Source organism: Geodermatophilus sp. SYSU D01180 (assembly GCF_054050415.1).
Map to the genome: position 1 here is coordinate 132,680 of NZ_JBJGZH010000002.1, position 25,870 is coordinate 158,549.

General features: G+C 76.9%; 22 protein-coding genes. 12 read left to right on the forward strand and 10 right to left on the reverse strand.

The annotated features are described in order from the left end of the window. Positions 1-56: 56 nt before the first annotated feature. Positions 57-1,304, reverse strand: coding sequence for a PucR family transcriptional regulator (locus ACI8AA_RS03365; protein WP_457043107.1), 1,248 nt, complete (start codon positions 1,302-1,304; stop codon positions 57-59). A gap of 102 nt (positions 1,305-1,406) precedes the next feature. Between ACI8AA_RS03365 and ACI8AA_RS03370 the strand changes: the two genes are divergently transcribed. The 3 genes from ACI8AA_RS03370 to ACI8AA_RS03380 are packed head-to-tail and all read left to right on the forward strand — an operon-like array spanning position 1,407 to position 4,707. After that, positions 1,407-2,915 carry a flavin-containing monooxygenase gene (locus tag ACI8AA_RS03370; protein WP_457043108.1) on the forward strand — a complete coding sequence of 503 codons (1,509 nt, stop codon included), beginning with the start codon at positions 1,407-1,409 and terminating at the stop codon, positions 2,913-2,915. Further along, a complete protein-coding gene (locus tag ACI8AA_RS03375; protein WP_457043109.1) occupies positions 2,912-3,859 on the forward strand; it encodes an alpha/beta fold hydrolase in 948 nt (315 codons plus the stop codon). Before ACI8AA_RS03370 ends, ACI8AA_RS03375 begins: the two co-directional genes overlap by 4 nt. Then, positions 3,856-4,707, forward strand: coding sequence for an SDR family NAD(P)-dependent oxidoreductase (locus ACI8AA_RS03380; RefSeq protein WP_457043110.1), 852 nt, complete (start codon positions 3,856-3,858; stop codon positions 4,705-4,707). Before ACI8AA_RS03375 ends, ACI8AA_RS03380 begins: the two co-directional genes overlap by 4 nt. A gap of 88 nt (positions 4,708-4,795) precedes the next feature. Here the strand turns inward: ACI8AA_RS03380 and ACI8AA_RS03385 are convergent, their stop codons facing one another. The 3 genes from ACI8AA_RS03385 to ACI8AA_RS03395 form a co-directional block, all read right to left on the reverse strand. Beyond that, the gene (locus ACI8AA_RS03385; RefSeq protein WP_457043111.1) at positions 4,796-5,383 is read right to left on the reverse strand and encodes an AAA family ATPase; all 588 of its coding nucleotides are present in this window, start codon (positions 5,381-5,383) and stop codon (positions 4,796-4,798) included. A 228-nt stretch (positions 5,384-5,611) separates the two neighbouring features. After that, positions 5,612-6,700 (reverse strand): serine hydrolase domain-containing protein, encoded by a 1,089-nt coding sequence (locus ACI8AA_RS03390; protein ID WP_457043112.1) that lies wholly within the window; start codon positions 6,698-6,700, stop codon positions 5,612-5,614. A 14-nt stretch (positions 6,701-6,714) separates the two neighbouring features. Beyond that, on the reverse strand, positions 6,715-7,596 hold the full coding sequence (locus ACI8AA_RS03395) for a hypothetical protein (RefSeq protein ID WP_457043113.1): 882 nt from the start codon (positions 7,594-7,596) through the stop codon (positions 6,715-6,717). Between the two features lie 236 nt (positions 7,597-7,832). Between ACI8AA_RS03395 and ACI8AA_RS03400 the strand changes: the two genes are divergently transcribed. After that, positions 7,833-11,129, forward strand: coding sequence for an ATP-binding protein (locus ACI8AA_RS03400; protein WP_457043114.1), 3,297 nt, complete (start codon positions 7,833-7,835; stop codon positions 11,127-11,129). On the opposite strand, the gene ACI8AA_RS03405 is transcribed toward ACI8AA_RS03400, so the two are convergent. The 3 genes from ACI8AA_RS03405 to ACI8AA_RS03415 form a co-directional block, all read right to left on the reverse strand. Then, positions 11,092-12,438: a sensor histidine kinase gene (locus tag ACI8AA_RS03405; RefSeq protein WP_457043115.1), complete on the reverse strand. Its 1,347-nt coding sequence runs from the start codon at positions 12,436-12,438 to the stop codon at positions 11,092-11,094. The two genes, ACI8AA_RS03400 and ACI8AA_RS03405, sit on opposite strands and share 38 nt — an antisense overlap. Next, on the reverse strand, positions 12,435-14,075 hold the full coding sequence (locus ACI8AA_RS03410) for an FAD-dependent oxidoreductase (protein ID WP_457043116.1): 1,641 nt from the start codon (positions 14,073-14,075) through the stop codon (positions 12,435-12,437). Before ACI8AA_RS03410 ends, ACI8AA_RS03405 begins: the two co-directional genes overlap by 4 nt. 153 nt (positions 14,076-14,228) lie before the next feature. After that, positions 14,229-14,633 (reverse strand): cupredoxin domain-containing protein, encoded by a 405-nt coding sequence (locus tag ACI8AA_RS03415; RefSeq protein ID WP_457043117.1) that lies wholly within the window; start codon positions 14,631-14,633, stop codon positions 14,229-14,231. A 187-nt stretch (positions 14,634-14,820) separates the two neighbouring features. Between ACI8AA_RS03415 and ACI8AA_RS03420 the strand changes: the two genes are divergently transcribed. Further along, complete coding sequence (locus ACI8AA_RS03420; protein WP_457043118.1) at positions 14,821-17,253, forward strand: lysylphosphatidylglycerol synthase domain-containing protein; 2,433 nt, start codon at positions 14,821-14,823, stop codon at positions 17,251-17,253. A 4-nt stretch (positions 17,254-17,257) separates the two neighbouring features. On the opposite strand, the gene ACI8AA_RS03425 is transcribed toward ACI8AA_RS03420, so the two are convergent. Beyond that, positions 17,258-18,253 (reverse strand): site-specific integrase, encoded by a 996-nt coding sequence (locus tag ACI8AA_RS03425; protein ID WP_457043119.1) that lies wholly within the window; start codon positions 18,251-18,253, stop codon positions 17,258-17,260. Positions 18,254-18,374: 121 nt separating this feature from the next. Here ACI8AA_RS03425 and ACI8AA_RS03430 point away from each other — a divergent pair, with 121 nt between their 5' ends. Beyond that, complete coding sequence (locus ACI8AA_RS03430) at positions 18,375-19,610, forward strand: hypothetical protein (protein WP_457043120.1); 1,236 nt, start codon at positions 18,375-18,377, stop codon at positions 19,608-19,610. Positions 19,611-19,743: 133 nt separating this feature from the next. Further along, entirely contained in the window at positions 19,744-19,908 is a 165-nt protein-coding gene (locus ACI8AA_RS03435; RefSeq protein WP_457043121.1) for a hypothetical protein, read from the forward strand. 16 nt (positions 19,909-19,924) lie between these two features. On the opposite strand, the gene ACI8AA_RS03440 is transcribed toward ACI8AA_RS03435, so the two are convergent. Both ACI8AA_RS03440 and paaK read right to left on the reverse strand, forming a co-directional pair. Beyond that, positions 19,925-20,527 carry a TetR/AcrR family transcriptional regulator gene (locus tag ACI8AA_RS03440; protein ID WP_457043122.1) on the reverse strand — a complete coding sequence of 201 codons (603 nt, stop codon included), beginning with the start codon at positions 20,525-20,527 and terminating at the stop codon, positions 19,925-19,927. Then, positions 20,524-21,864, reverse strand: a complete 1,341-nt coding sequence (gene paaK, locus ACI8AA_RS03445; RefSeq protein ID WP_457043123.1) for a phenylacetate--CoA ligase PaaK — start codon at positions 21,862-21,864, stop codon at positions 20,524-20,526. The genes ACI8AA_RS03440 and paaK overlap by 4 nt, the downstream gene beginning before the upstream one ends. An 88-nt stretch (positions 21,865-21,952) precedes the next feature. On the opposite strand from paaK, the gene paaA reads away from it, so the two are divergent. The 5 genes from paaA to paaE all read left to right on the forward strand — a co-directional run bounded on the left by paaA (position 21,953) and on the right by paaE (position 25,866). Continuing rightward, the gene (gene paaA / locus ACI8AA_RS03450; protein ID WP_457043124.1) at positions 21,953-22,906 is read left to right on the forward strand and encodes a 1,2-phenylacetyl-CoA epoxidase subunit PaaA; all 954 of its coding nucleotides are present in this window, start codon (positions 21,953-21,955) and stop codon (positions 22,904-22,906) included. After that, a complete protein-coding gene (paaB, locus tag ACI8AA_RS03455) occupies positions 22,903-23,271 on the forward strand; it encodes a 1,2-phenylacetyl-CoA epoxidase subunit PaaB (protein WP_457043125.1) in 369 nt (122 codons plus the stop codon). The genes paaA and paaB overlap by 4 nt, the downstream gene beginning before the upstream one ends. Before the next feature lie 97 nt (positions 23,272-23,368). Continuing rightward, positions 23,369-24,280 carry a 1,2-phenylacetyl-CoA epoxidase subunit PaaC gene (gene paaC / locus ACI8AA_RS03460; RefSeq protein ID WP_457043126.1) on the forward strand — a complete coding sequence of 304 codons (912 nt, stop codon included), beginning with the start codon at positions 23,369-23,371 and terminating at the stop codon, positions 24,278-24,280. Between the two features lie 8 nt (positions 24,281-24,288). Further along, positions 24,289-24,789, forward strand: coding sequence for a 1,2-phenylacetyl-CoA epoxidase subunit PaaD (paaD, locus tag ACI8AA_RS03465; protein ID WP_457043127.1), 501 nt, complete (start codon positions 24,289-24,291; stop codon positions 24,787-24,789). Next, entirely contained in the window at positions 24,790-25,866 is a 1,077-nt protein-coding gene (gene paaE, locus ACI8AA_RS03470) for a 1,2-phenylacetyl-CoA epoxidase subunit PaaE (protein ID WP_457043128.1), read from the forward strand. It abuts the gene before it with no gap. Positions 25,867-25,870: the final 4 nt, after the last annotated feature.

Below are 25,870 nucleotides of genomic sequence, written 5' to 3' on the forward strand. Positions count from 1 at the left end.
ACCCGATGGTGACCGGAGTCACGGCTTGGTACCGGTCCACGGTCGTCCGCATGCCGTCAGTCCGTCGTGCCGCGCCAGCGCAGCACCTCCAGCGCCGCGGCCACGCCGAGGACGTTCTCGGCCAGCGGCCGGGGCAGCAGCTCGTCGGCGCGGGCCAGCCGGCGCAGCACGGTGTTGCGGTGCGTGTACAGCCGCTCGGCGGTGCGGGAGGCGTTGCCCAGCTCCCGGACGTAGGTGAGCACCGCCTGGCGGGTGTCGGGGTCGGCGGTCGCCAGCCGGCCGAGGGTGCCGGCGAGGAACTCCTCGAGCTGGGTCGGCTCGGTGGTCAGCAGCGACACCAGCTGCACGTCCTCGTAGCGGGCCACCTGCTGCGGGGACGTCAGCCGCGCCAGCATCCGCTGCGCCGTCGCCGCGTCGAGGTGGCTGCGGCGGAACCCGTCGACGTCGCGGCCCGGCCGGCCCACCGCCACCCGGACGTCGGGGTGCGCGGCCAGCGGCCCGGCCAGCTCCGCCGCCCGCGGCGCGGTGCCCACCGGCAGCCACACCCACAGCGCGGCCGCGCTGGCGACGACGGTCAGCCGCCGGGTCGCGCCCGCCGCCCGCATCACCGCCTCCGCGGCGGCCTCCAGCGGGCCGGGCGCGGCGCTGCCCGACCCGGTCCACACGACGGCGGCGGTGTGCGGCCCGGTCAGCCCGTAGCCCAGCTGCGCCTCCGCGCGGGCCCGGCCGATCGGCGCGCCCTCCAGCAGCAGGGTGACCGTGGCCCGGCGCTCGGCGTGCGCGCCGCGGGTGAGCTCGGCCCGCTCGGCCGCCATCCGCTCGGACAGGGCCGCGACCGTGTCGTCGATGAACGTGGTGATCGACAGCGCCGAGACGTCGAGCAGCTCGCGCAGCTCGGCCGGGTCGCCGGTCAGCTCGAAGCAGATCTCCATCCACCGCCGCCAGGCCACGCCCTGCGCCGTCCGGTAGGCGTCCAGCCCGCTCTGGTCCAGCCCGCGGCGGACCAGGTCACGGGCGGCCTCCAGCACCTCCCCGCCGGTGTTGGCCGGCACCCGCCGGCCCGGGTGCTGCACGTTGGCCGCCGCCCAGTGCAGGAGGTTGGCCAGGTTGGCCCGGCGGGTGGCGGCGGCGAGCACGGGGTCCTCGGCGACCGGGCGCATCCGCTCGGTGCCCAGGGACGCCCGGTGCAGCTCCTCGATCCAGTCGGCGCGGGGGTCCAGCGCCACCTCCGCGCCCCGCCGGAACAGCTCCCGGGTGCGGGGCGAGACGGACGGCCACTCGACGTTCCCTGCAGCACTCTGCACCGCATCAGTATCGGATCGGTGCACTTCGTCGTTGCACCGGGTGACCGGGACCACGCAGTGTCGTATGCCGCCGCACCCGTGTCCCGAGGACGGAGCACCGCATTGACCACCACGCAGACGCCGGTCGAGCACCTCGACGTGCTGATCGTCGGCGCCGGGATCTCCGGCATCGGCGCCGGCCGGTACCTGACCACCGAGCTGCCCGCGAAGAGCTTCGCGATCCTGGAGGCGCGCGGCGCCTCCGGCGGCACGTGGGACCTGTTCCGCTACCCCGGCATCCGCTCGGACTCCGACCTGTCCACCTTCGGCTACGAGTTCAAGCCGTGGCGGGACCGCCAGTCGATCGCCGACGCCCCGAAGATCCTGGCCTACCTGCGCGAGACCGCCACCGAGAACGGCCTGGACGAGAAGATCCGCTACCACCACCGGGTGCTGGCGGTGGCGTGGTCCGGCGAGGACGCGCGGTGGACGGTCGACGTCGAGCGCACCGACACCGGTGAGCGGCTGCAGCTGACCGCGGGCTGGGTGTTCTGCGCCGGCGGCTACTACCGCTACGACGAGGGCTTCACCCCGGCCTTCGAGGGCCGCGACCGCTTCCGCGGCGAGATCGTCCACCCGCAGGCCTGGCCCGAGGACCTCGACCTCACCGGCAAGCGGGTCGTCGTCGTCGGCTCCGGCGCCACCGCCGTGACGATCGTGCCGGCCATCGCCGGCACCGCCGCGTCGGTGACGATGCTGCAGCGCACCCCCACCTACGTGCTGCCGGTGCCGCGCGAGGACAAGGTGGCCGCGCTGCTGCGGAAGTGGTTCGGCGACGAGCGCGGCTACGCGCTGACCCGCCGCAAGAACATCGCCCAGCAGCGGGCGATCTGGAGCTTCTGCCAGAAGCACCCGAAGGCCGCCCGCAAGGTGATCCGCTGGGTCAACACCAAGCAGCTGCCCGAGGGCTTCGACGTCGACACGCACTTCAACCCGCCGTACGACCCGTGGGACCAGCGGCTGTGCGCCGTCCCCAACGGCGACCTGTTCCGCGCCATCCGCGAGGGCAAGGCCGACGTCGTCACCGACCGGGTCGTCGCCTTCGACGAGACCGGCATCCAGCTCGCCTCCGGCCGGCACCTGGACGCCGACGTGATCGTGACCGCGACCGGGCTGAACGTGCAGGCCTTCGGCGGCGTCGCGATCACCGTCGACGGCGCGCCGGTGACGCTGTCGGAGACGGTCTCCTACAAGGGGATGATGCTGTCCGGGGTGCCGAACCTCGCCTACGCGATCGGCTACACCAACTCGTCCTGGACGCTGAAGGTCGGCCTGCTCTGCGAGCACTTCGTCCGGCTGCTGCGGCACATGGACGAGCGCGGCCTGGACACCGCGCGGCCGGTGCCGGCCGACCCGGACATGCCCACCCGGCCCTTCCTCGACTTCGCCGCCGGCTACATCCAGCGCGCCGTCGGCCGGCTGCCGCGGCAGGGCGACCGGATGCCGTGGCTGACGTCGATGGACTACCACTCCGACGTCAAGCTGCTCCGGGCCGACAGCGTCGTCGACCCCGAGCTCCGGCTCACCCGCGCGGCCGACCGCGTGACCGCCGCCGAGGCGGTGCCCGCGTGACCGCCGCCGAGGCGCCGGCCCGCCCGGCGGCCGCCGACGAGGACCGCTTCGCCGACCTGCCGGCCGGCCCGCGGATCTGCTACCGCGTCGACGGCCCGGCCGACGGCGAGCCGCTGGTGCTCGTCGCGGGCCTCGGGCTGGACCTGACCTCGTGGCCGCGGCGGATGGTCGACGGGTTCGCCGGCCGCGGCTTCCGGGTGGTCCGGCTGGACAACCGCGACGCCGGCCGGTCCGGCCGGATCGCCACCCCGCCGCCGGGCCGCGCGCGGCAGCTGCTGGCCCGGCCCCGGCCGGACGCCTACGACCTCACCGACATGGCCGCCGACACCGTCGGCGTGCTCGACCACCTCGGCCTCGGCCGGGTGCACCTGGTGGGCATGTCGATGGGCGGGATGATCGCCCAGGTGGTCGCGGCCCGGCACCCGCACCGGGTGGCCAGCCTGACCTCGATCTTCTCGACCACCGGGTCGCGCCGGGTCGGGCAGCCGGCCCGCTCCACGGTCCTGCGGCTGGCGAAGGCCGCGCCGCGCGGCGTCGAGGAGTCGGTCGAGCGGCACCTGGCGATGCTCGGCCACATCGGCGGCCCCGGCTTCCCGCCCGACGACGACCTCGAGCGCGCCTGGGCGGCCGCGGTGTGGGAGCGCGGCGGCGGCGACCGCTCGCAGGAGGTGGCCCGCCAGATCGGCGCCATCCAGGCCTCCGGCGACCGCACCGCCGACCTGGCGCGGATCACCGCGCCGACGCTGGTCGTGCACGGCGACGTCGACCGGATGGTCCACCCCAGCGGCGGGCGGGCCACCGCGGACGCGATCGCCGGCGCCCGGCACGTCGAGATCCCCGGCATGGGCCACCACCTCGCGCCGGGCGTCGTCGACCGGCTCGTGGAGCTCACCACCGACCTCGCCCGGTCCGCGGGCGCCGACCTCCCAGGGGAGAACCGATGAGCAGCGTGCGCGGCAAGGTCGCCGTCGTCACCGGCGCCGGGTCCGGCATCGGCCGGCAGCTGGCCTTCGAGCTGGCGAAGCGGGGGGCGCGGCTGGCGCTGTCCGACGTCGACGAGCTGGGCCTGGGCCAGACCGCCGACCGGGCGAAGGCGCTGGGCGCGGAGGTGCACACCGCGCGGCTCGACGTCAGCGACCGGGACGCCGTGATCGCCTACGCCGACGCGGTGGCCGCGCACTTCGGCGTGGTGCACCAGGTCTACAACAACGCCGGCGTCTCCGGTGGCGGCCGCTCGGTGCTCGACACCGACTGGGAGACCTACGACCGCACCCTCGGGGTCAACCTCTTCGGCGTCGTCAACGGCACCAAGGCGTTCCTGCCGCACCTGGTCGCCTCCGGCGACGGGCACGTCGTCAACGTCTCCAGCCTCAACGGGTTCATGGCCCAGCCCACCCTGTCGGCGTACTGCGCGAGCAAGTTCGCCGTCCGCGGGTTCACCGAGGTCGTGCGCACCGAGATGATCGCCGGCGGGCACCCGGTGCAGGTCACCGTCGTCCACCCGGGCGGGGTGAAGACCAACATCGCGTCGGCGACGGTGGCCGAGGCGCAGGCGCAGGGCCTCGAGCTCTCCCCCGCGGAGCTGGCCCGCAACCGCGTCTACAACGAGAAGCTGCTGACGATGCCCGCCGAGCAGGCGGCGCGGATCGTCGTCGACGGCGTCGAGGCCGGGAAGCCGCGGGTGCGGGTCGGGAAGGACGCCGTCCTGGTCGACCGGCTGGTCCGGCTGTTGCCGGCCCGCTACCCGGTGCTGTCGGCCTGGTACGACCGCAAGCTGTTCGGGCGCGCCTGAGCCCGGGGCCCCGGCCGCCGCCCGGCGGCCGGGGCCCACCCCGTGTTCCGGTCCTCGGCACCCACGGTGCGCAGGTGCCGAGGAGCGGTCAGGGCGTACCGGGGTCGAGCGTCGGCCACCGGTCGACGGCCCACGCGAGCCAGGTCGACCGACCCGGTGGCGGGCTCGGGACGTCCTCCCCCGCGATCTCGGCGGCATCGGGCGCCTGGAACCGGTCACGCCACGAGAGGACGTCGTCCTCGGGCATCGGGAACGTCGCACGGGGGGTCGTGGCCCGACGGTGCGCGATACGCGCGAGCTGGGTGGCCGGGTCGACCGGCAGGTACACCACCTGGGACTGCGCCCCGGCTCCGGCGGCCAGCCAGCGCAGTGCCGACCGCTCGTCTCGGCTCCAGAGTCCGAAGTCGAGGACCACGCTGGTCCCCAGGGTCAGCGCGCGGAGCGCCACCGTGATCAGCCGGCCCTCCAGGACGTCGCGCTTGCCGTCGGCCGTCAGCGACGTACCGAACAGGGGGAGGTGCCACTCGTCCGGGGTCAGCCGCAGCGCGCGGTGCGACGCCGCCAGCTCCCGGGCCCTGCTCGTCTTGCCGGAGCCCGGGAGGCCGACCATCAGGAAGAGCGTGGTGACGGCGGGTCCGGGGGGCGGTCCGGACTCCTCGTGCTCGTGCGCGTGCATGCGGGGCTCCTGGTTGCCGGCAGGTGCCGGGCGACGCGACGTGGCCACCCGGCGGAGAGCCTGGCGGCGCGGGACCGGGGGAGGTACCTCCGGCCGTCCCGGCGCCGTCAGTGGGAACGGCCGGGACGGGTCACGGGGGCGCACGCAGACACGGCACCGACCGTACCGACGGCCGGACGCTCGCCGTGCCCGGCCGCCCGCTCACCGCCGCTCGCCAGGGACACCGGGTCAGAGCCACACGCCGGGCAGGACCCGCCAGATCCGGTCGAGGTCGGTCACGCCCGGCTCCTCGCCGTTGCAGGTGACCGCCACCGCGGTGTGCCGGTCCGCCGACACGCGGAAGGCGCTGCGGAACCCGGCCCAGCTGCCGCCGTGCTCGAGGTCCCCGGCCCGCATGACGAAGACGCCCGCGGCGTAGTCCCGCGCCGCGTCGACCGGGGCGGGGTCGGCGAGCCGGGCCGCGAGCATGGCCTCGCCCCCGAGCCGGCCTTCGCGGTACTCGTCGGCCCAGCGCACCAGCTCCGACGGCGTCGCCCGGACGGCGCCGTCGCCCACCTGCTCGAACCGCGAGCCGGCCGGCCGCCACGGTCCGGTGGCGGTGTCCTTGACGTGACCGCGCGCCGAGGCCGGGTCGGTGGTGTCCGGGGACGCCGCGGAGGGGTCGACCGCGAGGGCGAGGCCGAGGGGCTCGAAGACGCGGGTGCGGAGGAACTCCGGCAGGGGCTGCCCGGACGCCGCCCGGACCACCTCGGCCAGCAGCACGTAGTTGGAGTTCGAGTAGGCGAAGCCCTCCGCCGGCGGCAGCTCCGCGTGGGCGGCGATCGCCGCGACCGCCTGCTCCTGCGTCGTCCGGTCGGTGAGCGCGATCCCGGCCGCCTCGAAGTCGGCGAGGTAGTCGGGGATGCCGCTGGTGTGGTGCACCAGCTGGTCGAGGGTGACCTCGTCCGCCCAGGCCGGGAGGTCCGGCAGCCACCGGGACACCGGGTCACCCAGCGACAGCACGCCGTCCTGCTGGAGCAGCAGCACCGCCGTGGCGGTGAACTGCTTGGCCACCGAGCCGACGTCGAAGGTGGTGTCCGTCGTGAGCGGGCGTCCGGTCGTCGTGTCGGCCACACCCCGGGCCGCGGCCCAGACCACCTCGCCGTCGCTCCCCACCGCCGCGGAGCAGCCCGGCTCGTCGGCCGCGAGGACCTCCTCGAGCAGTGCCTCGCTGCGGGCGACCTGCTCCTCGAGCGCGGCCGCGGTCGCCGGTGCGGCCTCGTCCCCACCCGTGCCGGCGGAGGAGGTGCACGCCGCGAGGACACCGGCAGCGGCCACGAGGGCCGCGACCCTCAGGAGCGGTGGAGCCCCCGGGGCTGCGGGGCCAGGCGCCAGCCGGCCGCGCCGGTGAGGGCGATCGCGGCCGCGACGGCGACGTACAGCCAGGCCGCCGGCCGCTCCCACGCGACGTCGCCGCGGTGCAGCACGACGACCACGAGCTCCAGGACGCCGAACACGGTGTAGGCGATCGTCGCGGTGCGCAGCCGCTCGAGGTCCCCGGCCAGCGCGGCCAGGGCGGTGGCGACGCCGAAGGCGACCAGCCAGGCGCCCACCACCCGCGCGGTGAGCGGGGTGAGCGTCCAGGGCCACAGCGTCGCCGCCGACGACGGCGCGACCGAGATCGCGGCGCCCACGGCCAGCAGCACCACCGACTCCACCGCCAGCGCCGTCCGCAGGACCACCGGCACCGGCCGGGTCCGCGGCGGGTCGGTCCCCGGCGCCCGCTCCTGGACCGGCAGGACGACGAGCATCGCCAGCGGTATGACCACGTAGACGGCGGTCCAGAACCAGGCGGCGCCGCGGGCGAGCAGCGGCGCCGCGGCGAACTCGGCCTGGAAGTGGAACCGGTCGACGTGCACCAGCGTGGCGACCAGCGTGAGCACGGTGAACACCAGGATGGTGAGCACCGGCACCCGGCTGTGCGCCCACACCGGGTCGCGCAGCGACAGCACCACCAGGGTGAAGCCGGCCGCGTAGCCCGCGCCGAGGAAGGCCGCGGTCGCCGGCGGCTGGATGGTCCACGCGAAGCTCTCGCTGGTCCGCGTCGACAGGACGAACAGCGCGACGAAGCCCAGCGCGGTGAGCACGCTGAAGGCCAGGAGCAGCGCCCGCATGGCCGGCAGCAGCTCGCGCCGCCCGGTCGCGGGCCGCACGGCCGTGGGGACAGGGTCCACCGCGGACCTCCGTGGTTCCTCGGCCCCCGTGCGGGCCCCATTGGAGCACCGGCCGTCCGGCACTGTCACCGGACTTCCGCCCCCGTCCGGTACCGCCCTCGGGACCTACGCCTCTACGGCGCGGCGGCCCGTCCTGCGGATGCTCGGACCCGGCAGTGCACCCAGCGGTGCTCGACGCGTGCAGCGAGGCGGGTCCCCATGACGCCACCGCTCCCCGGTCCCCCGGGCGGCCGGGCATGACCGCCGGGGTGGCGCTCTCGGCCGAGACCCGGCTCGCGCGCCTGCTGGAGCGGCTGCTCACCGCCGCCGAGGCGTCGCTGGCCGCCGGCGACCTGGAGCCCGCGCGCACCACGGCCGAGGAGGTGCGCGCCGTCGACCCCGACAACCGGCGCGCCGCGCTCGTCCTGCAGCGGGTCGCCGGCCGCCAGGTCGGCCCGGCCGGCGAGCGGGCCCTCATGACCCTGCTGTTCTCCGACCTGGTCGGGTCCACGCTGCTGTCCGAGCAGGTGGAGCCCGAGCAGCTGCGGGACCTGTTCGCCTTCTACCGGGCGGCGGCGCGCGAGGCCGTCGACCGGTACGGCGGCACCCTCATGCACTACTCCGGCGACGGGATCCTCGCCGGCTTCGGCCACCCGGTCCCGCACGAGGACGACGCCCGCCGGGCGGTGCTCGCGGGCCTGGACCTGGTGGTGGCGCTGCACGACGCCCGCGCGCGGCTGACCGACCGGTTCGGCGTGGCCCTGGACGTCCGGGTCGGGATCCACACCGGCCGGGTGGTGGTCACCGACCTGGTCGACGACGGCGCCGTCGCCGAGCGGGACTCCGTCGTCGGCCTGGTGCCCAACCTCGCCGCGCGGGTCCAGCAGACCGCCGACCCCGGCACGGTGGTGATCAGCGACGTCACCCAGCAGCTGGTCGACGCCGACTTCTACCTGCAGTCCCTGGGCGAGCGCGGGCTCAAGGGGATCAGCCGCCCGGTCGAGGTGTTCCGCGTCGACCGGCCCCGCTACGCCGCGGCCCGCTTCCAGTCCGAGCGGTACCGCAAGGCCGGGCTCGTCGGCCGGGACGAGCCCCGCGCCCGCCTGCTGGCGGCCTGGGACGCCGTGCGGCGGGGCGACACCGGCGCCGCGTTCCTCGTCGTCGGCGAGCCGGGCATCGGCAAGTCGCGGCTGGCGGCGGAGGTCCTCGACCGGGTGGAGGCCAGCGGCGGCCGGGTGGTCGGCGCCGCCTGCCTGCCCTACCACGCCAACGTCTCGCTCTGGCCGATCGCGCGGATGATCGAGCGCCTGGTGAGCCGGGCGGGCGAGGGCGGGGACCGGCTGCGCCCGCTGGTCGCCCACCTGGAGTCCCTCGGGCTGGACCCGGCGGTCGTCGTCCCGCTGATCGGCCCGCTGGCCGGGCTGCCCCCGACACCGGAGTTCCCGGCGCCCGAGCTGGACCCGGGTGCCCTCCTCGACGAGACCCTCGACCGGCTCGTCGACTGGATGGCGGCGGCCGCCGTCCGGCGGCCGCACCTGCTCGTGGCCGAGGACCTGCACTGGGCCGACCCCTCCACCGTCGACCTGCTGGGCCGCCTCGCCGCGCGCCGCCCGGCGGGCCTGCTGCTGCTCACCACCAGCCGCGACGAGACCGCGGTCCCGTGGCGGGACGCCGCCCGCGTGGTCCCGCTCGGCCGGCTCGACGACCGGGCCGCCGACCGGCTGGTCGGCAACCTCACGGCCGGCCGGGACCTCGACGACGCGGTGCGGGCGGCGATCGTCGAGCACGCCGAGGGGATCCCGCTGTTCGTCGAGGAGCTCACCCGCTCCGGCATGGAGGCGCGGCGCTCGGAGCCGATCCCGCTGCGGCTGCAGGAGCTGCTGACCTGGCGGCTCAAGGCGCCGGGGGTCGACCTGCGGGTGGTCCAGGCCGCCGCCACGATCGGGCCCACCTTCGACCCGGCGACCGTCGCCGCGGCGGTGGGCGACCCGGACGTCGTGGCCGAGCAGATGACGGTGCTCGCCGACCTCGGCGTCGTCGAGCCGGCGGGGCTGGCGACGGGCGCCTACCGGTTCCGGCACGCGCTGATGCGCGACGCCGCGTACGAGACCCAGGTGCTCGACGTGCGCCGCCGCACCCACGCCGCCGTGGCCGAGGCGCTGGCCGCCCGCGGTGCCGAGCCGGCACTGGTCGCCCAGCACCTGGACCTGGCGAGCGCGACGCTGCCCGCGGTGGCCCGGTACGTCGAGGCCGCGCGGGCCGAGCAGGACCGTGGCGCGCACGCCGAGGCCGCGCGGCTGCTCACCCGGGCGCTGGAGCTGGTGGAACCCCTGCCCCCGTCCGACGACCGCGACGTGGCCGAGCTGGGCGCCCGGATGCTGCGCGGCCTGTCCACGAGCGCGATGCGCGGCTACGCCGCACCCGAGGTCGAGGCCGACCACCGGCGGGCGCAGGAGCTCGCCACCCGGCTCGGGCGCCCCGAGGCGCTGCCCGCTCTCATCGCGATCTGGGCCTACTGGTACGCCAGCGGCCGGCTGACCACGGCCCGAGGCGTGCTGGACCAGCTCACCGCGATGGCCCGGGAGTCCGCCTTCGCGGCCTTCGGGCCAGAGGTGGCGGCGGTGACCGGGATCCACGAGTTCGCCCGTGGCCACCTCGTGTCCGCACAGGAGCACCTGGAGCGGGCTGTGGCCGGCTTCTGCGCCCGGCCGGCCGAGGAGCGGGTCACGCCGCTGTGGCCTCTGCCCAACGACCCGCTCGCCGGTGTGCTGGCCGCGCACGCCCTCGTGAGCACCGCGCGCGGCGAGCTCGAGGAGGCCGGGCGCCGGGAGCGGGAGGCCTTCCGACGGGCCGAGGAGGTCGGCTCCCCGCGCGCCCCGTCCAGCCTCGCCTTCCTCCACGTCTATGGCTCCTGGATGCGGCACTTCCTCGGGGACGACGCCGGGGCCGCTCGGGCCGGGGCGGCGGCCGCCGCCATCGGCGACGAGCACGGGCTCGCGCTCTGGTCGGCGTACGGCGCCGCGTACGCCGGCACCGACGTCCCTGGGGGACCGCCGGACCGGGCGTTCCTCGAGCGGATCCTCGCGGCCCTGGACCTCATGGGGTTCCGGTCCTTCCTCGCCTTCCACCTCGCCCGGCTGGCGCGTCTGGACGCGGCGGCCGGTGACCCGGACCGGGCCGACGAGCACCTGGCCGAGGCGTTCACCGTCGCCCGGGAGAGCGGTGAAGAGATCCACCTGCCCGAGCTGCTCCGCCAGCGCGCGCACGTCGTGCTGGCGCGCGGCGGGGACCCCGCGGATGCGGCGGCCGACCTGACCCAGGCACTGTGGATCGCGACCGGGCAGGGCGCCCGGCTGTCCCGGCTGCGCGCCGCCCTCGACCTCGCCGGCCTCCCGGCGGAGGGGCGGCCGGAGGACTGGCGGACCCTCCTCGCCGAGGCGCGCGCGGACCTGCCGGCCACGACGGCGACCCCGGAGACGGCCGCGGCCGACGCGCTGCTGGCCGGCCGGCCGGCGCTCAGCGGCGGCGCGGGAGCACCACCCGGGCGCGGGTGACGCCGTCCTCGGAGGTCAGCGTCAGCCGGCCGCGGTGCTTCTGGGCGACCACCGCCAGTGACGTCGCCAGGCCCAGCCCGGTGCCCTGGCCGACCGGCTTGGTGGTGAAGAACGGGTCGAAGGCGCGGGCGAGCACCTCCGGGGGCACCGGCGGGCCGGTGTCCTCCACGTCGACCACCACGGCGTCGTCCTCCCCGCGGGTCCGCACCGTCACGGTGCCGCCGGGGTCCACCGCGGCGAGCGCGTTGTCGAGCAGGTTGGTCCACACCAGCGCCAGGTCCGCGGCCCAGCCCTGCACCGTCTGCGGCCGCGGGTCGAGGTCCTCGACCACCCGGACGCCGGGGGGCACCGCGTGGCGCAGCAGCACCAGCGCCTGCTCCAGGCTCGCGTGCACGTCGACGTCGGCCAGCGACTGGTCGGAGGAGTAGGCCAGCGGGCGCACCCCGGAGACGATCCGGGACAGCTGGTCGGCCCCGGCCGCGACCTCCTCCAGCAGGGCGGCGACCTCGGCCGAGCGGGCCAGCCCGCGCACCGCCCGGCCGCGCCCGGCGGCCGGCAGCGCGGCCAGCGCGCCGGCCAGGCCGGCCGGGTCGACGCCCAGCCGCACCAGGTCGGGGGCGACCGCCCAGCCTCGGTCGACACCCGCCGCGGCGAGGACGTCGGCGAGCGCCCGCTCGGCGTCCCCGCGCGCCAGCGGGTCGTCCGGGACGGGCACCGCGCCGGCGAGCGCGCGCAGCGGGGCGTCGGGGTCGTCGTCGCCGGACAGCAGGGTCCGCAGCCGGGCGACGCCGCGCTGGACGGCGGCCGCCGGGTTGTTGAGCTCGTGCAGCAGGCCCGCCGACAGCGCGCCGAGCGCGGCCATCCGCTCGTGCTGGCGGACCAGGCCCTCCTCGCGGTCCAGCCGGCGGGTGGCGGCCAGCAGCATCGCCCGGGCCGACGCGGGGTGGGTGAGCAGCCGGTCCAGCGCGTCGGCGCCGATCCGCTGGACGCGGGCGGGGGTCCGCGCCCGCACGGTGGCCGAGCGCGGCCGGCGGTGGGCCAGCCCGAGCTCGCCGACCAGGTCGCCGGCGCCGCACACGTTGAGCAGCACCTCGGAGCCGCCGACCTCCCGGCTGACCTCGAGGTCGCCCTCCAGCACGACGTACATGGCCTCCGGCGGCGAGCCCTCGGCCATGAGCACCTCGCCGGCGGCCAGGTCGACGCCGCGGCTGGCCCTGGCCAGCGCGGCGACGTCGTCCTCCGGGAGGTGCTCGAACAGCCGCGAGTGCCGCAGCGCGGCCGCGACACCCTCGTCCGCGGCGACGGTCACCGCGCGCCCAGCCGCTGGTGGGCGAAGCGGACCGCCATCGCGCCCTCCCCCACGGCCGCGGCGATCCGGTTGCCCGACCCGTGCCGCACGTCGCCGGCGGCGAACACCCCGGGCACCGACGTCTCCAGCGGCAGCGGCGGGGTCGACAGCGGCCACTCCGGCGCCCAGGTGCCGACGTCCATGCCGGTGAGCACGAACCCCCCGTCGTCGCGGCGGACCAGGTCGCCGAGCCACGCGGTGCGGGGCGCCTGCCCGATGAAGACGAACAGCGCGTCGGCGGCCACCTCGCGCTCCGCGGTGCCGGTCCGCAGCCGCAGCCCCTCCAGCCGCCGCGTGCCCAGCGCCCCGGCCACCTCGGTGTGGTACTCGACCGCGACCTTCTCCGAGGCGGCCAGCCGGTCGACCAGGTAGCGGGACATGGAGGCGGCGAGGTCCCCGCCGCGGACCAGCAGCGTCACCGACGAGGCGAACGTGGCGAGGAACAGCGCGGCCTGCCCGGCGGAGTTGCCGGCGCCGACGACGAAGACGTGGCCGCCCGAGTGGTCCACGCCCTCGGCCCGCCCGGCGCCGTAGTAGACGCCGACGCCGGTGAGCCCGGCGGCGCCGGGGACGTCGAGGGTGCGGTACTCGACGCCGGTGGCGATGATCAGCGTGCCGGCACTGACCTCCCCGCCGTCGTCCAGGCGCACCACCGTGTACGGGTCGGCCCGGCGGACACCGACCACCTCCGCGGGCACGAGGATCTCGGCGCCGAAGCGGACGGCCTGCTCGCGGGCGCGCAGCGTGAGGTCGGCGCCGGAGAGCCCGACCGGGAAGCCGAGGTAGTTCTCGATCCGGCTGCTCGTGCCCGCCTGCCCGCCGGGCGCGCTGCACTCCAGCACCAGCGTGGCCAGGCCCTCGGAGGCGCCGTAGACCGCGGCGGCCAGCCCGGCCGGCCCGGCGCCCACCACCACGAGGTCGTAGGCCGCGCGCTCGGCCCGCGCCCGCAGCCCGATCCGCGCGCCGACCTCGTGCAGGTCCGGCCGCACGAGCACCTCGCCGTCGTCGAGCACGAGCGCCGGCAGCGAGCCGGCGTCGATGCCGGCCACCTCGAGCAGCTCCCGGGCCTGCGGGTCGGTCTCGACGTCGAGCCACCGGTAGGGCACCAGGTTGCGGGTGAGGAACTCGCGGACCGCGTGGCTGGCCTGCGACCAGCGGTCGCCGACCAGGCGCAGGTTGGCCACCGGCGGCGGCCGGCGCCAGGTCTGCAGCAGGTCGTCGAGCACCGGGTAGAGCCGCTCCTCCGGCGGGTCCCAGGGCTTGAGCAGGTAGTGCTGGACGTCGGCGTCGTTGATCGCCTTGATCGCGGCGTCGGTGTCGGCGTAGGCGGTGAGCAGCACCCGCCGGGCGTCCGGGTAGAGCCGCCGGCTGGCGGCCAGCAGCTCGACGCCGCTCATCCCGGGCATCCGCTGGTCGACCAGCAGCAGCGCCACCGGCTCCTCGCGCAGCCGCAGCCGGCGCAGCAGGTCCAGCGCCTGGTCCCCGGAGGACGCCGCGTACACCTGGTACTGCTCGCCGTAGCGCTCCCGCAGGTCGCGCTCGACGGCGGCCAGCACCGGGCCGTCGTCGTCGACGGCGAGCAGGGCGGGCCGGCTCACCACGCGACCCGCGGGGCTCGGCTGTGCGCGCGGCGGCTGGTGACCGGGCCGGACGGAGCGTCCACGGGCCCACCTCCCGGCGGAGTGGCTGGCGGCCGTAGGCGCGGAGTCTAGGAGGCCCGCCGGTGCCCGAACAGCGCTCCGGCCGTCCGGTCAGGTGACGGTGAACGTGCCGTGCATGCTCGGGTGCGGATCGCACAGGTAGCGGTACTCGCCCGGCTGGAGGTCGAGGACCCAGACGGTCTCGCCGGTGTCGCGCACGCCGGTCTTCTCGTCGACCGCGCCGTCCCCGCCGTCGAGGTGGAAGTCGTGGACGTCGCTGTGGTCGGTGACGACGACGTTGTACTCACCGGCCGGCAGCTCGGTCACCGGCCTGCCCTCCTCGTCGATCAGCGCGATCTCGAAGGCGTCCGGCGAGTCCTCGGTCCCGACGCTGCCCTGCAGCGTCGGCGCGCCGGCCACCGTGGTGGGCGCGGCCTCCGCGTCGTCGCCCCCGGAGCCGCCGCACGCGGCCACGAGGAGGAGCGCCGCCAGGGGGGCTGCTGCTGGAGCTCTCATCGCCATCACCGGGCACCCCGCTCCGGCACCGGGGCGGTCCTGCGTCCCGACGTGGTGCCGCAGCAGGGGAACGGTAGTACGCCCGCGCCCGTCCGAGGGGACGTCGCCGTCCGCTCTCCGCCCCCGCCCCGCGGGCCACACTGTGGCCCGCCGTCAGCCCTGCCCCGGACGTGCGGAGGAGCCAGCGATGCCCGGTCCCGGAGCGCCCCGGACGGGCGGCCCGGCGGCGCCGGTGGCCGAGGCGCCTCCCCCGGCGCCGGCGGCCGCGCCGCCCGCACCCCGGGGCGCGGACCCCTCCGAGGAGGAGGTCACCGGCTACGCGCGGTCCCCCAGCGACGTGCTGCGCACCGCGGTCCTCGCCTCGGTCGCGCTGCTGCTGGTCCTGGTCGCCGCGTGGTCGCGCGAGGCGGCGGCCGCGCTCGACGCCGACCTGGTGGCGCGGCTGTCCGCGGCCGCCCCGGCCCTGGAGCGGTTGCTGACCGGGGCGGTGACCGCGCTGGTGGCGGTCTCGCTCGCCGCGGCGTGGACCGCTCCGCTGCTGCTCCGCCGCCCCCGGCTCCTCGGCTACCTGCTCGCCGGCGGCGCCGCCGCGGTGGGCCTGGCCCGCGCGGCGGCCTGGGCCCTGGGCGGGCAGCCGGGCGACCTGCGCGGCGCGCTCGGGGCGGACGGGCCGGCCGTGGCCGCGGCATCGTTCGTGGTGCTGGCGCCGTTCGTGTCCCGGCGGTGGAGGCGGGCCGGGGCGCTGGTCCTCGCGGTCACCGCACTGCTGCAGCTCCTCGCGCCCCGGGCGTTCCCGGCCACCCTCGCCGTGTCGCTGGTGCTCGGCGCCGCGGCCGGCTCCGCGACGCTGCTGGCGTTCGGCCGTCCCGTGGCCCGGCCGACGCGGGGTGCCGTGGCCGCGGCCCTGGCCGGCAGCGGGCTGGACCCGGTGGAGGTGGCGCCGGCCGTGGTCGACGCCCGCGGCTCGGTGCCCTGGACCGCGCGGCTGCGCGACGGGGACCGCGTGTTCGCCAAGGTGATGGGTGCGGAGAACCGGGCGGCGGACCTGCTGTTCCGCGCCTACCGGTTCCTCCGGCTGAAGGACGTCGGCGACGAGCGCCCGTTCTCCTCGCTCCGCCGCACCGTGGAGCACGAGGCGATGGTGTCGCTGCTGGTCCGCGACGCGGGCGGCCGGACCCCGCGCCTCCGCACGATCGCGCCGGTCGGCCGGGACTCGTGGCTGCTGTCCTACGACCTCGTCGACGGCGCGACGCTGGACCGCGTGCCCGACGCGGCCGTGACCGAGCGGGTGCTGCGCGGCGTCTGGGAGCAGGTGGCGGTGCTCCGCCGGCACGGGGTGGCCCACCGCGACCTGCGCCGGGCCAACGTGCTGCTCGACCCGTCGGGCACGCCGTGGCTGATCGACTGGGGGTTCAGCGAGGTCGCCGCGGCGCCCGCGCTGCTGGACGCGGACGTGGCCCAGCTGCTCGTCGCCCTCGCGCTGCAGGCCGGGGTGGGACCGGCCGTGGACACCGCGGTCGCCGTGCTGGGGCCGGACGCGGTGGCCGCGGCGCTGCCCCGGCTGCAGCCGGACTCGCTCAGCGGCGCCACGCGCGACGCGCTCCGGCGCGACCGGCACCTAGCGGCCCGGCTGCGCGCCGCGGTCAGCGAGCGGTGCGGCGTCCCGGAGCCCAGGCTGGTGGACCTGGAGCGCGTCCGGCCCCGGACGCTGCTCCTCGTCGGCGTGCTGGCCCTCGCCTGCTACCTGCTCCTCCCCCAGCTCGGCGACGTCGCCGGCATGGCCGAGCGCGTGCGGGACGCCGACTGGACGTGGGTGCCGCCGGTCCTCGTGGCGTCGCTGCTGACGTACGTGGGCGCCGCGGCGAGCCTCGCGGGGGCGGTGGCGGTGCGGCTGCGGCCGCTCCCGACCCTCCTCGCCCAGCTGGCCTCCTCGTTCGCCGGCCGGCTGGTGCCCGCCGGGCTGGGCGGGATGGCGTTGAACGTGCGGTACCTGCAGCGGTGCGGACTCGACGTCGCGGTCGCCTCGTCCGGCGTCGGGCTCAGCTACGCGGCCGGGAGCGTCGTCCACGTGGTGCTGCTGCTGGTGTTCGGGATCTGGGCCGGCCGCTCGCTGCCCGACCTCGCCCGGCCGGTGGAGTCGCCGGCCGTCGTGTGGGGCGCCCTCGCGGTGCTCGCCGTCACCGTCGCCGCCGCGGCGGTCCCGGCCGTCCGGCGGTTCACGGCCGCGCGGCTGGTGCCGCCGCTGCGCCGCTCGGTCCACGGCCTGGCCGGGGCGCTGCGCAGCCCCGGCCGGGTGGTGCTGCTGCTGGGCGGGTCGGCGCTGACCACGCTCGGCTACGCGGCCTGCCTCTACCTGTCCACGCGGGCGCTGGGCGGCGACGTGGGCCCGGTCGCCGTGGGCGCGGTCTACCTCGCCGGCGCCGCCGTCGCCGCGGCCGCGCCGACGCCCGGCGGTCTCGGCGCCCTCGAGGCCGCGCTCATCGCAGGGCTCGTCGGCGTCGGGATGGACCACACGGTCGCCGTCCCCGCCGTGTTCCTCTACCGGATCGCCACGTTCTGGCTGCCGATCCTGCCCGGCTGGGCCGCCTTCGCCTGGCTCCGCCGGGAGCACGAGGTGTAGGGCCTCAGAGGCCGAGCGCGCCGGAGGCCGGGTCGGCCCAGCGGCTGGAGTCGTCGTAGGTGCGGACGACGAGCGAGCGCCACCGGCCGGTGCGGCTGATCTCCTTCTCCGGCACGCCGCGGGCGTAGGCGGTGGTGGCGAAGCCGCGGCGCAGCGAGTGCGGGGACAGCCCCTCGGTGGGGACCCCGGCCCGCTCGGCGGCGCGCTCCAGGACCAGGTCGACGCTGCGGGTGGTCAGCGCGCCGGCGCCCAGCCGCGCGGTCCGCCCCTTGCCCACCGACCGGAACAGCGGGCCGGAGGTGACGCCCTGCGCGGCCAGGGCGGCCAGCCACGCCCGGGCGGCACGCACCGGGCAGGTGGCCGCGCGGACGCCGGGCGCGAGGGCGAGGGTCTCCCCCGCGCCCTCCTGGTCGGTCTTGGAGTACCGGAGGAGGACGTCGAGGCCGCCGTGCCCGGCCGGGGTCAGGTCCTCGATCCGCAGCCCGACCAGGTCGGAGGCGCGCAGGCCCAGCGCATAGCCGACGAGGACCAGCGCCCGGTCGCGAACGCCCGCGAGGCTGTCGGGCAGGTCCTCGACCAGCGCCCGGACGGTCGCGGTGTCCAGCGCGCGGGCCCGCCGCGGCCGGACGCCGGCGCGGGCGGCGGTGCGGCGGATGCCGGAGAGCGTGCGGCGCACCCCCTCGCTGTCACCGGGCGGGAGGTGCCCTGCGGTGCGCGAGGCGTCGTTGAGCGCGGACAGCCGGCGGGCGACGTAGCGCGGGCTGTGCCCGGCGTCGGCCATGGCGGCGAGCCAGGCGGCGACGGCGAGCGGGTCGGCCGGCAGCGCGGACGGCAGCGACCGGCCGCGGCACCACTCGGCCCAGGCGGCGAGGTCGCGCGTGTAGGCCGCCCGGGTGCTGTCGGCGAGGGACGCGGCGAGGTAGGTGCCGACCGCGGTCAGGTCCGTCCCCGGGACGACGCCGCCCCGCTCCCCGGGGCGCGGATCGGCCGGGACGGCCATGCCGGCACCTCCGTCCGTCCCCCGATTTCACTTCGCAGAGTAGGGGCTTCTCGGAAGTGATGCAGTGTTCGCTCCTGCCTCGGAGATACATGGATGGGCGCCGTCCATCTATCCTCACGGCATGACGGAGCCCTCCGCCGAGACCGTCTTCGCCACCTGCGCCTATCCCGGCTGCCCGGCACCGCCCCGGCCGCGCAGCCCCGGACGCAGCGGCCCCTCCCCGCGGTTCTGCGAGCGGCCGGACCACAACCCCGAGTCGGCGCGGCAGGCCCGTGCCCGGGCGGCGGGCTCCGCGGCCGCCCGGCTGGCGGCGACCACCGCCGCCCTCGTGCAGGATCTGCCGCCCGAGGGCCGGGTCCGGCAGCTGGTGGGCCGCTGGGCCGACGCCACCCGGGAGGCGGCCCGGACGGCCGAGGCCCAGGCCGCGCTGCTCGCCGCCGCGACCGAGGCGCTGGAGCAGTACCGCGACGAGTCGTCGGTGGAGGCCCGGCTCGCCCGCGCCTCGGCCGACGTCGACGCCGCGCACGCCGCCCGCCTCGACGCCGAGGAGCGCACCCGCGCCGCCGAGGTGCAGCGCGCCGACGCCGAGGAGGCGCGGCAGGCGGCCGAGCGGGACGCCGCGGCCGCTCGTGCCGACGCCGGCGACCGGATCGCCGCCGCGGAGGCGGAGGCCGCGCGCCGGGTCGCCGAGGCGGACGCGGCACGCCGGGCGGCGGAGACCGCCCGGGCGGAGGCGGAGGCGGCGCGCGACCGGGCCGGCGAGGAGCGGGACGCCGCCCGGCGGGAGACCGAGGAGGCCGCCGGCCGCCGGCGGGCGGCCGAGCGGGACGCCGCGGCGGCGCGGGAGGACGGGCGGCGGGCCCGCGCGGACGCCGCCCGGGAGCACGACGCGCTCGTCGAGGCCCGCGCCCGGTGGGACGTCACCGAGCGCGCGCTCACCGCCGACCTGGCGGCGCGGACGCGGGAGCGCGACGAGGCGGCGGTCGCCCGGGACGAGGCGCGCGCCGCCGGCGCCGCCGCCCGGGAGCAGGCCCGCGACGCCGAGCGGGACCGGGACGCCGCCCGGCGCGCCGAGCAGGACGCCCGGACGCTCGCGCGGGAGGCGGCCGACCGCGCGGCCGCGGCCGAGCAGGGGCTGCGCGAGGCGCTGACCGGGGCGGCGCGCAGCGCGGAGCGGGCCGAGGCCGCCACCCGCCGCGCCGGCGAGGCCGAGGCCGCGGCACGGGAAGCCGCGGAGCGCGCCGGCGCACTGACCGCCGAGCTCGAGGACCTGCGCGCCCGGCTCGCCGGGCGGGGCGGGCGGGACGACGGCGACCAGGGACCTCGGACCGGCGCGCCGGGGCCCGACCGCGCGTAGCCTCCCGGGACACGGGGCCGCGCGGGCAGCTGTCGTCGGGGAGCCCGCGCCCCGCCCCCGCTCCCCCGGCCGAACACCCGGCCTCCACCTCCGCCCCGGCGGTCCCGCCGGGCGGCGACCGAGGGACCCCGCCATGAGCGACCAGTGGCAGTACCCGGACCCGACCGCACTGCAGCCCCCCGCGGGGCCGACGGCCGACGTCGCCGTCGGGCCGCCCGTGGACGAGCCCGCCGACCTCGAGGAGGACCGGCGGCTGCTCGCGGACTGGGAGTACGCCGAGCTCGGCGGCGAGGGCTGAGGCCCGCCGCGCCCCGTCAGGGACGGGCGCGCAGGCCCTCGAACGTCGTCCGGACCAGCGCGTCGGCCAGCGCGTCCGGGGACAGGCTGCCGCCGGGCCGGTACCACTCGGTCAGCGAGTTGACCGTGCCGAACAGCAGCCGGCTGGTGACGGCGGGGTCGACGTCGGGGCGCACGTCGCCCTCCTCCTCGGCGGCGCGCACCAGGTCGGTGACGATCCGGTCGAACTCCCGCCGGCGCTGCAGCGCGGCCTGCTCGACCGGGGAGTTGCCGCGCACCCGCAGCAGCAGGGTGACGAAGGGCAGCTCGGCGGCCAGCACCCGCACCGAGCCGCGGACGACGTGCTCGAGCCGGTCGATCGCCCGGCCGGTGCGCGCGCCGGGCTCCTCGGTGACGGCGAACAGCGCGTCGAGCGCCCGGTCCAGCGCCAGCCGCAGCAGCTCGACCTTGCCGGGCACGTGGTGGTAGATCGCCGACTTGGTGACGCCGAGCCGGCCGGCCAGCTCGTCCATGCTGGTGGCGTCGTAGCCGCGCTCGTTGAACACCGCGACGGCGACGTCGAGCAGCGAGTCCAGCGAGTGCCCGGGGCGGCCCCGGCGGGCCCGGGCGAGTTCCGTCACGGACGGTCGCGGTTGTCGGTCATGCGCTGCAGTTTGCCCATCGAGCGCGGCAGCGTCTCCGGGTCGACGACGAGCACCTCGACGGTGCAGCCCACGGAGTCCTTGACGCCGGTCGCGACCTCCGCGGCCGCGGGCTCCCGGCGCTCGGGCGGGCAGTCCGGCCGCGCCTCGACGCGGCAGACCAGGTGGTCCATCCGGCCGCGGGTGACCAGCTCGAGGGCGAAGTGCGGCGACAGGCCCGGCGTCCGCAGCACGACCTCCTCGATCTGCGTGGGGAACAGGTTCACGCCGCGCAGGATGACCATGTCGTCGGTGCGGCCGGTGACCTTCTGCATCCGCCGCATGCCCGGCCGCGCCGTCCCGGGCAGCAGCCGGGTGAGGTCGCGGGTGCGGTAGCGGACGACCGGCATGGCCTCCTTGGTGAGCGAGGTGAACACCAGCTCGCCCTCCTCGCCCTCGGGGAGCACCTCGCCGGTGACCGGGTCGATGACCTCCGGGTAGAAGTGGTCCTCCCACACGTGCAGGCCGTCCTTGGTCTCCACGCACTCCTGCGCGACGCCGGGCCCCATCACCTCGGACAGCCCGTAGATGTCGACGGCGTGGATGCCGGCGCGCTCCTCCATCTCGCGGCGCATCTGCTCGGTCCACGGCTCGGCGCCGAAGATGCCGATCTGCAGGCTCGAGGCCCGCGGGTCCAGGCCCTGCTTCTCGAACTCGTCGACGACGGTGAGCATGTAGCTGGGCGTCACCATGATCACCCGCGGCGCGAAGTCGGTGATCAGCTGCACCTGGCGCGGCGTCATGCCGCCGGAGACCGGGACGACGGTGCAGCCCAGCGCCTCGGCGCCGTAGTGGGCGCCCAGCCCGCCGGTGAACAGGCCGTAGCCGTAGGCGTTGTGCAGCACGTCGCCGGGCCGGCCGCCGGCGGCGCGGATGGAGCGGGCCATGACCGCGGCCCAGGTCGCGAGGTCGCGCTCGGTGTAGCCGACGACGGTCGGCTTGCCGGTCGTGCCGGACGAGGCGTGCACGCGGCGCACCTGCTCGCGCGGGACGGCGAACATGCCGAACGGGTAGTTCTCGCGCAGGTCGGCCTTGCTCGTCGTCGGGAAGCGGGCCAGGTCGGCGAGCTCCCGGCAGTCGTCGGGGTGCACGCCGGCGGCGTCGAAGGCGCGGCGGTAGTGCGGCACGTTGTCGTAGGCGTGCCGCAGCGACCACCGCAGCCGCCCGAGCTGCAGCGCCCGCAGCTCGGCGGCGCCCATCCGCTCGGCGGGGTCCAGGGTCGCGGGGTCGGGGGCCTCGCCCAGCCGCTGCGCCGTGGTCGTCGTCGATGCCGCCATGACTGCCGTCCTCGCTCCGCGCTTGTGTCTCCGGGTGTCCTGGGCCACACTATTCCTGACCGCTCGGTCAGTAAATGGGAGGAAGGCCATGGCCGCACCCGTCGTGGACCGCGCCGCCGTCGACGAGACCACACTCCAGGAGCAGTTCGAGGCGACGATCGCCGCCGACCGGCGGATCGAGCCGCGCGACTGGATGCCCGAGGGCTACCGGCGGACGCTGGTGCGCCAGATCGCCCAGCACGCGCACTCGGAGATCATCGGCATGCAGCCCGAGGGCGACTGGCTGCTCGCCGCCCCGAGCCTGCGGCGCAAGGCGATCCTGCTGGCCAAGGTGCAGGACGAGGCCGGTCACGGGATGTACCTGTACTCGGCGGCCGAGACGCTCGGCGCCGACCGCGCCGACCTCACCGACAAGCTCATCGAGTCCCAGCAGAAGTACAGCTCGATCTTCAACTACCCCACGCTGACCTACGCCGACGTCGGCGTGATCGGCTGGCTGGTCGACGGCGCGGCGATCTGCAACCAGGTGCCGCTGTGCCGCTCCTCCTACGGGCCCTACGCCCGGGCCATGATCCGCATCTGCAAGGAGGAGTCGTTCCACCAGCGGCAGGGCTACGAGCTGCTGATGACGATGGTGCGCGGCACCGACGAGCAGCGGGCGATGGTGCAGGACGCCGTCGACCGGTGGTGGTGGCCCTCGCTGATGATGTTCGGCCCGCCCGACGACGACAGCCCCAACACCGCGCAGTCGATGGCGTGGGGCATCAAGCGGCACACCAACGACGAGCTGCGCCAGCGCTTCGTGGACATGACCGTGCCGCAGGCGCGGGCGCTCGGCGTCACGCTGCCCGACCCCGACCTGGCGCTCGACGAGGAGAGCGGGCACTGGCGGTACGGCCCGATCGACTGGTCGGAGCTCAAGCGGGTGATCAGCGGGGACGGGCCGATGAACGCCGTCCGGATCGCCCGCCGCCGCGCCGCCCGCGACGGCAACGCCTGGGTCACCGAGGCGGCCACCGCCTACGCGGAGAAGCACGCGTGAGCACCGACCTGACCGCTGAGGGCGGGCACGGCGCGGTCCCGACCGGGCCGGAGGTGCCGACGACGCCGGCGCCGTCGGTCAGCCGCCGCGACTGGCCGCTGTACGAGGTGTTCGTGCGGGGCAAGCGCGGGCTCAACCACGTGCACGTCGGCTCGCTGCACGCGCCCGACGACGAGATGGCCGTGCACGCCGCCCGCGACCTCTACACCCGGCGCAACGAGGGCGTGAGCATCTGGGTGGTCCGGGCCGCCGCCATCACCGCGTCCAGCCCCGACGAGAAGGACCCGATGTTCGCCCCGAGCGGCGACAAGGTCTACCGGCACCCGACGTTCTACGAGATCCCGGAGGACGTCCCCCACATGTAGAAGGACCCCCTCTCCCCTCACCCGCTCGTTCCTCGCGGGTGGGGCCCTGAGAGGGGGCCGCCCGCTGGGCACGAACTCATCGAGAGGTTCCGTTGGCATGGTGCACGAGGAGACGGTCTACGACGCGCTGACCAACGCGCACGACGACGCCGGGCACTGGGCGTTCGGCACCGGGTTCGACGACCCGCTGGCCGGGGTGGACACCACCGTCCCCGACGGCGTCGCCCCCGCCGACCTGGGCGCCTACTGCCTGATGCTCGGCGACGACGCGCTGGTGCTCGCCCAGCGGCTGACCCAGTGGATCACCGCCGCGCCCGAGCTCGAGGAGGAGGTCGCGTTCGGCAACGTCGGCCTGGACCTGCTCGGCCAGGCCCGGCTGCTGCTGGCCCGCGCCGGGTCGGCCGGCGTCCTGGGCCGGTCCCGCGAGCGGGCCACCGCGTCGATCCCCGACGAGGACGCGCTCGCCTACTTCCGCGACCCGGACGAGTTCCGCTGCACCGGCCTGGTCGCGGCGGAGAACGGCGACTTCGCGCGCACGATGGTCCGGCTGCTCGCGGCGTCCGCCGTCCGGCTGGCGGTGTTCGCCCGGCTGCGGGACTCCCGCGACCCGGTGCTCGCCGCGATCGCCGCCAAGGGCGTGCACGAGCTGGCCTACCACCGCGACCACGCCGCGCGCTGGGTGCTGCGCCTGGGCGACGGGACGGCCGAGTCGCACCGCCGCGCGCAGGCCGGCGTCGACGCGGTGTGGCCGCACCTCGCGGACCTCTTCGCCGCCACCGACGTCGAGGCCCGGCTGGTCGCCGCGGGCGTCGCCGTCGACCCGGCCGTCGTCCGCGACGAGGTGCGCGGCGTGCTCACCACCGTGCTGGAGAAGGCGACGCTGACGGTGCCGCCGTGGCCGGCCGACGCGCCGCCGCGCGGCCGGGTCGGCGACCACGGCCCGGAGCTGGCCGAGCTGCTCGCCGGCCTGCAGGGCCTGGCCCGGCAGCACCCGGCGGCCACCTGGTGACGGCAGAGATGGCCATCTCTGCCGACCCGCGGGCGGTCGCCGAGACGGTGACCGACCCGGAGCTGCCCACGCTCACGCTCGCCGACCTCGGGGTGCTGCGCGACGTCCGCGTGCACGAGGACACCGTCGTCGTCGACATCACCCCGACCTACTCCGGCTGCCCGGCGATGGGCGTCATGCGCGCGGACCTGCTGCACGCGCTGCACGCCGCCGGGTTCGACGACGTCGAGGTGCGCACCGTGCTCTCCCCCGCGTGGAGCACCGACTGGATCACCGAGGAGGGCCGCCGCAAGCTCGCCGCGGCCGGCATCGCGCCGCCCGGCAAGGCGCCGGTCCGCCCCGAGGGGCCGATCCCGCTGCAGCTCGGCCCGACCCGCCGGACGGCGGCCTGCCCGCTGTGCGGCTCCCCCGACACCGTGGAGATCAGCGAGTTCGGCGCGACGGCGTGCAAGGCGCTGCGCCGCTGCCGCGCCTGCGGCGAGCCGTTCGAGCACGTGAAGGAGATCTGAGTGAGCGCACCGGCCCGCCGCCGTCCGCGGTTCCACCCGCTCCGGGTGGCGAACGTCGAACGGCTCACCGACGACGCGGTCGCGGTCACCTTCGACGTCCCCGAGGACCTGGCCGACGACTACGCGTTCCGGCCGGGCCAGGCGCTCACCCTGCGGCGGGTCGACGGCGACCGCGACGAGCGCCGCTCCTACTCGATCTGCGCGCCGGTGGGCGCGCCGCCGCGGGTCGGCGTCCGCGAGGTGCCCGGCGGCTTCTTCTCCTCCTGGCTGGTGCACGAGGTGCGGCCGGGCGACGCGATCGAGGTGCTGCCGCCGTCGGGCACCTTCACCGCCGACCTGTCGCAGCCGGCCGACCACGTGTTCGTCGTCGCCGGCTCCGGCATCACCCCGGCGCTGAGCCTGGCGAGCACCGTGCTGCGCGACGGCGCGTCGACGGTCACCGTGTTCTACGGCAACCGGCGCACCAACACGGTGATGTTCGCCGACGAGCTCGCCGACCTGAAGGACCGCTTCGGCCCCCGGCTGCAGCTGGTGCACGTGCTGTCCCGCGAGCCGCGCGACACCGAGCTGACCAGCGGCCGGCTCGACGGCGACCGGCTGCGCACGCTGGTCGACGCCCTCGTCGACGCCCCGCACGTGGACCACTGGTGGCTGTGCGGCCCGCACGGGCTGGTCACCGACGCCCGCGCGCTGCTGCGCGAGCTCGGCGTGCCGGACGCGCGGGTGCACCAGGAGCTGTTCTACGTCGACGACGTCCCGCCCGAGCCGGTGCGCGGCGACGAGGAGACGGTGGCGGGCCCGAGCGCCCAGGTCACCGTGGTGCTGGACGGCCGCTCGACGACGCTGGCGCTGCCCCGCGACGTGCCCGTGCTCGACTCCGCGCAGCGGGTGCGCTCGGACCTGCCGTTCGCCTGCAAGGGCGGTGTCTGCGGCACCTGCCGGGCGCGGGTGACCGACGGCGAGGTGGAGATGCGCCGCAACTACGCGCTGGATCCGGCGGAGGTCGACGCCGGCTACGTCCTGACCTGCCAGTCGCTACCGCGGTCGGACGCCGTCACCGTCGACTTCGACGCCTGAGCCC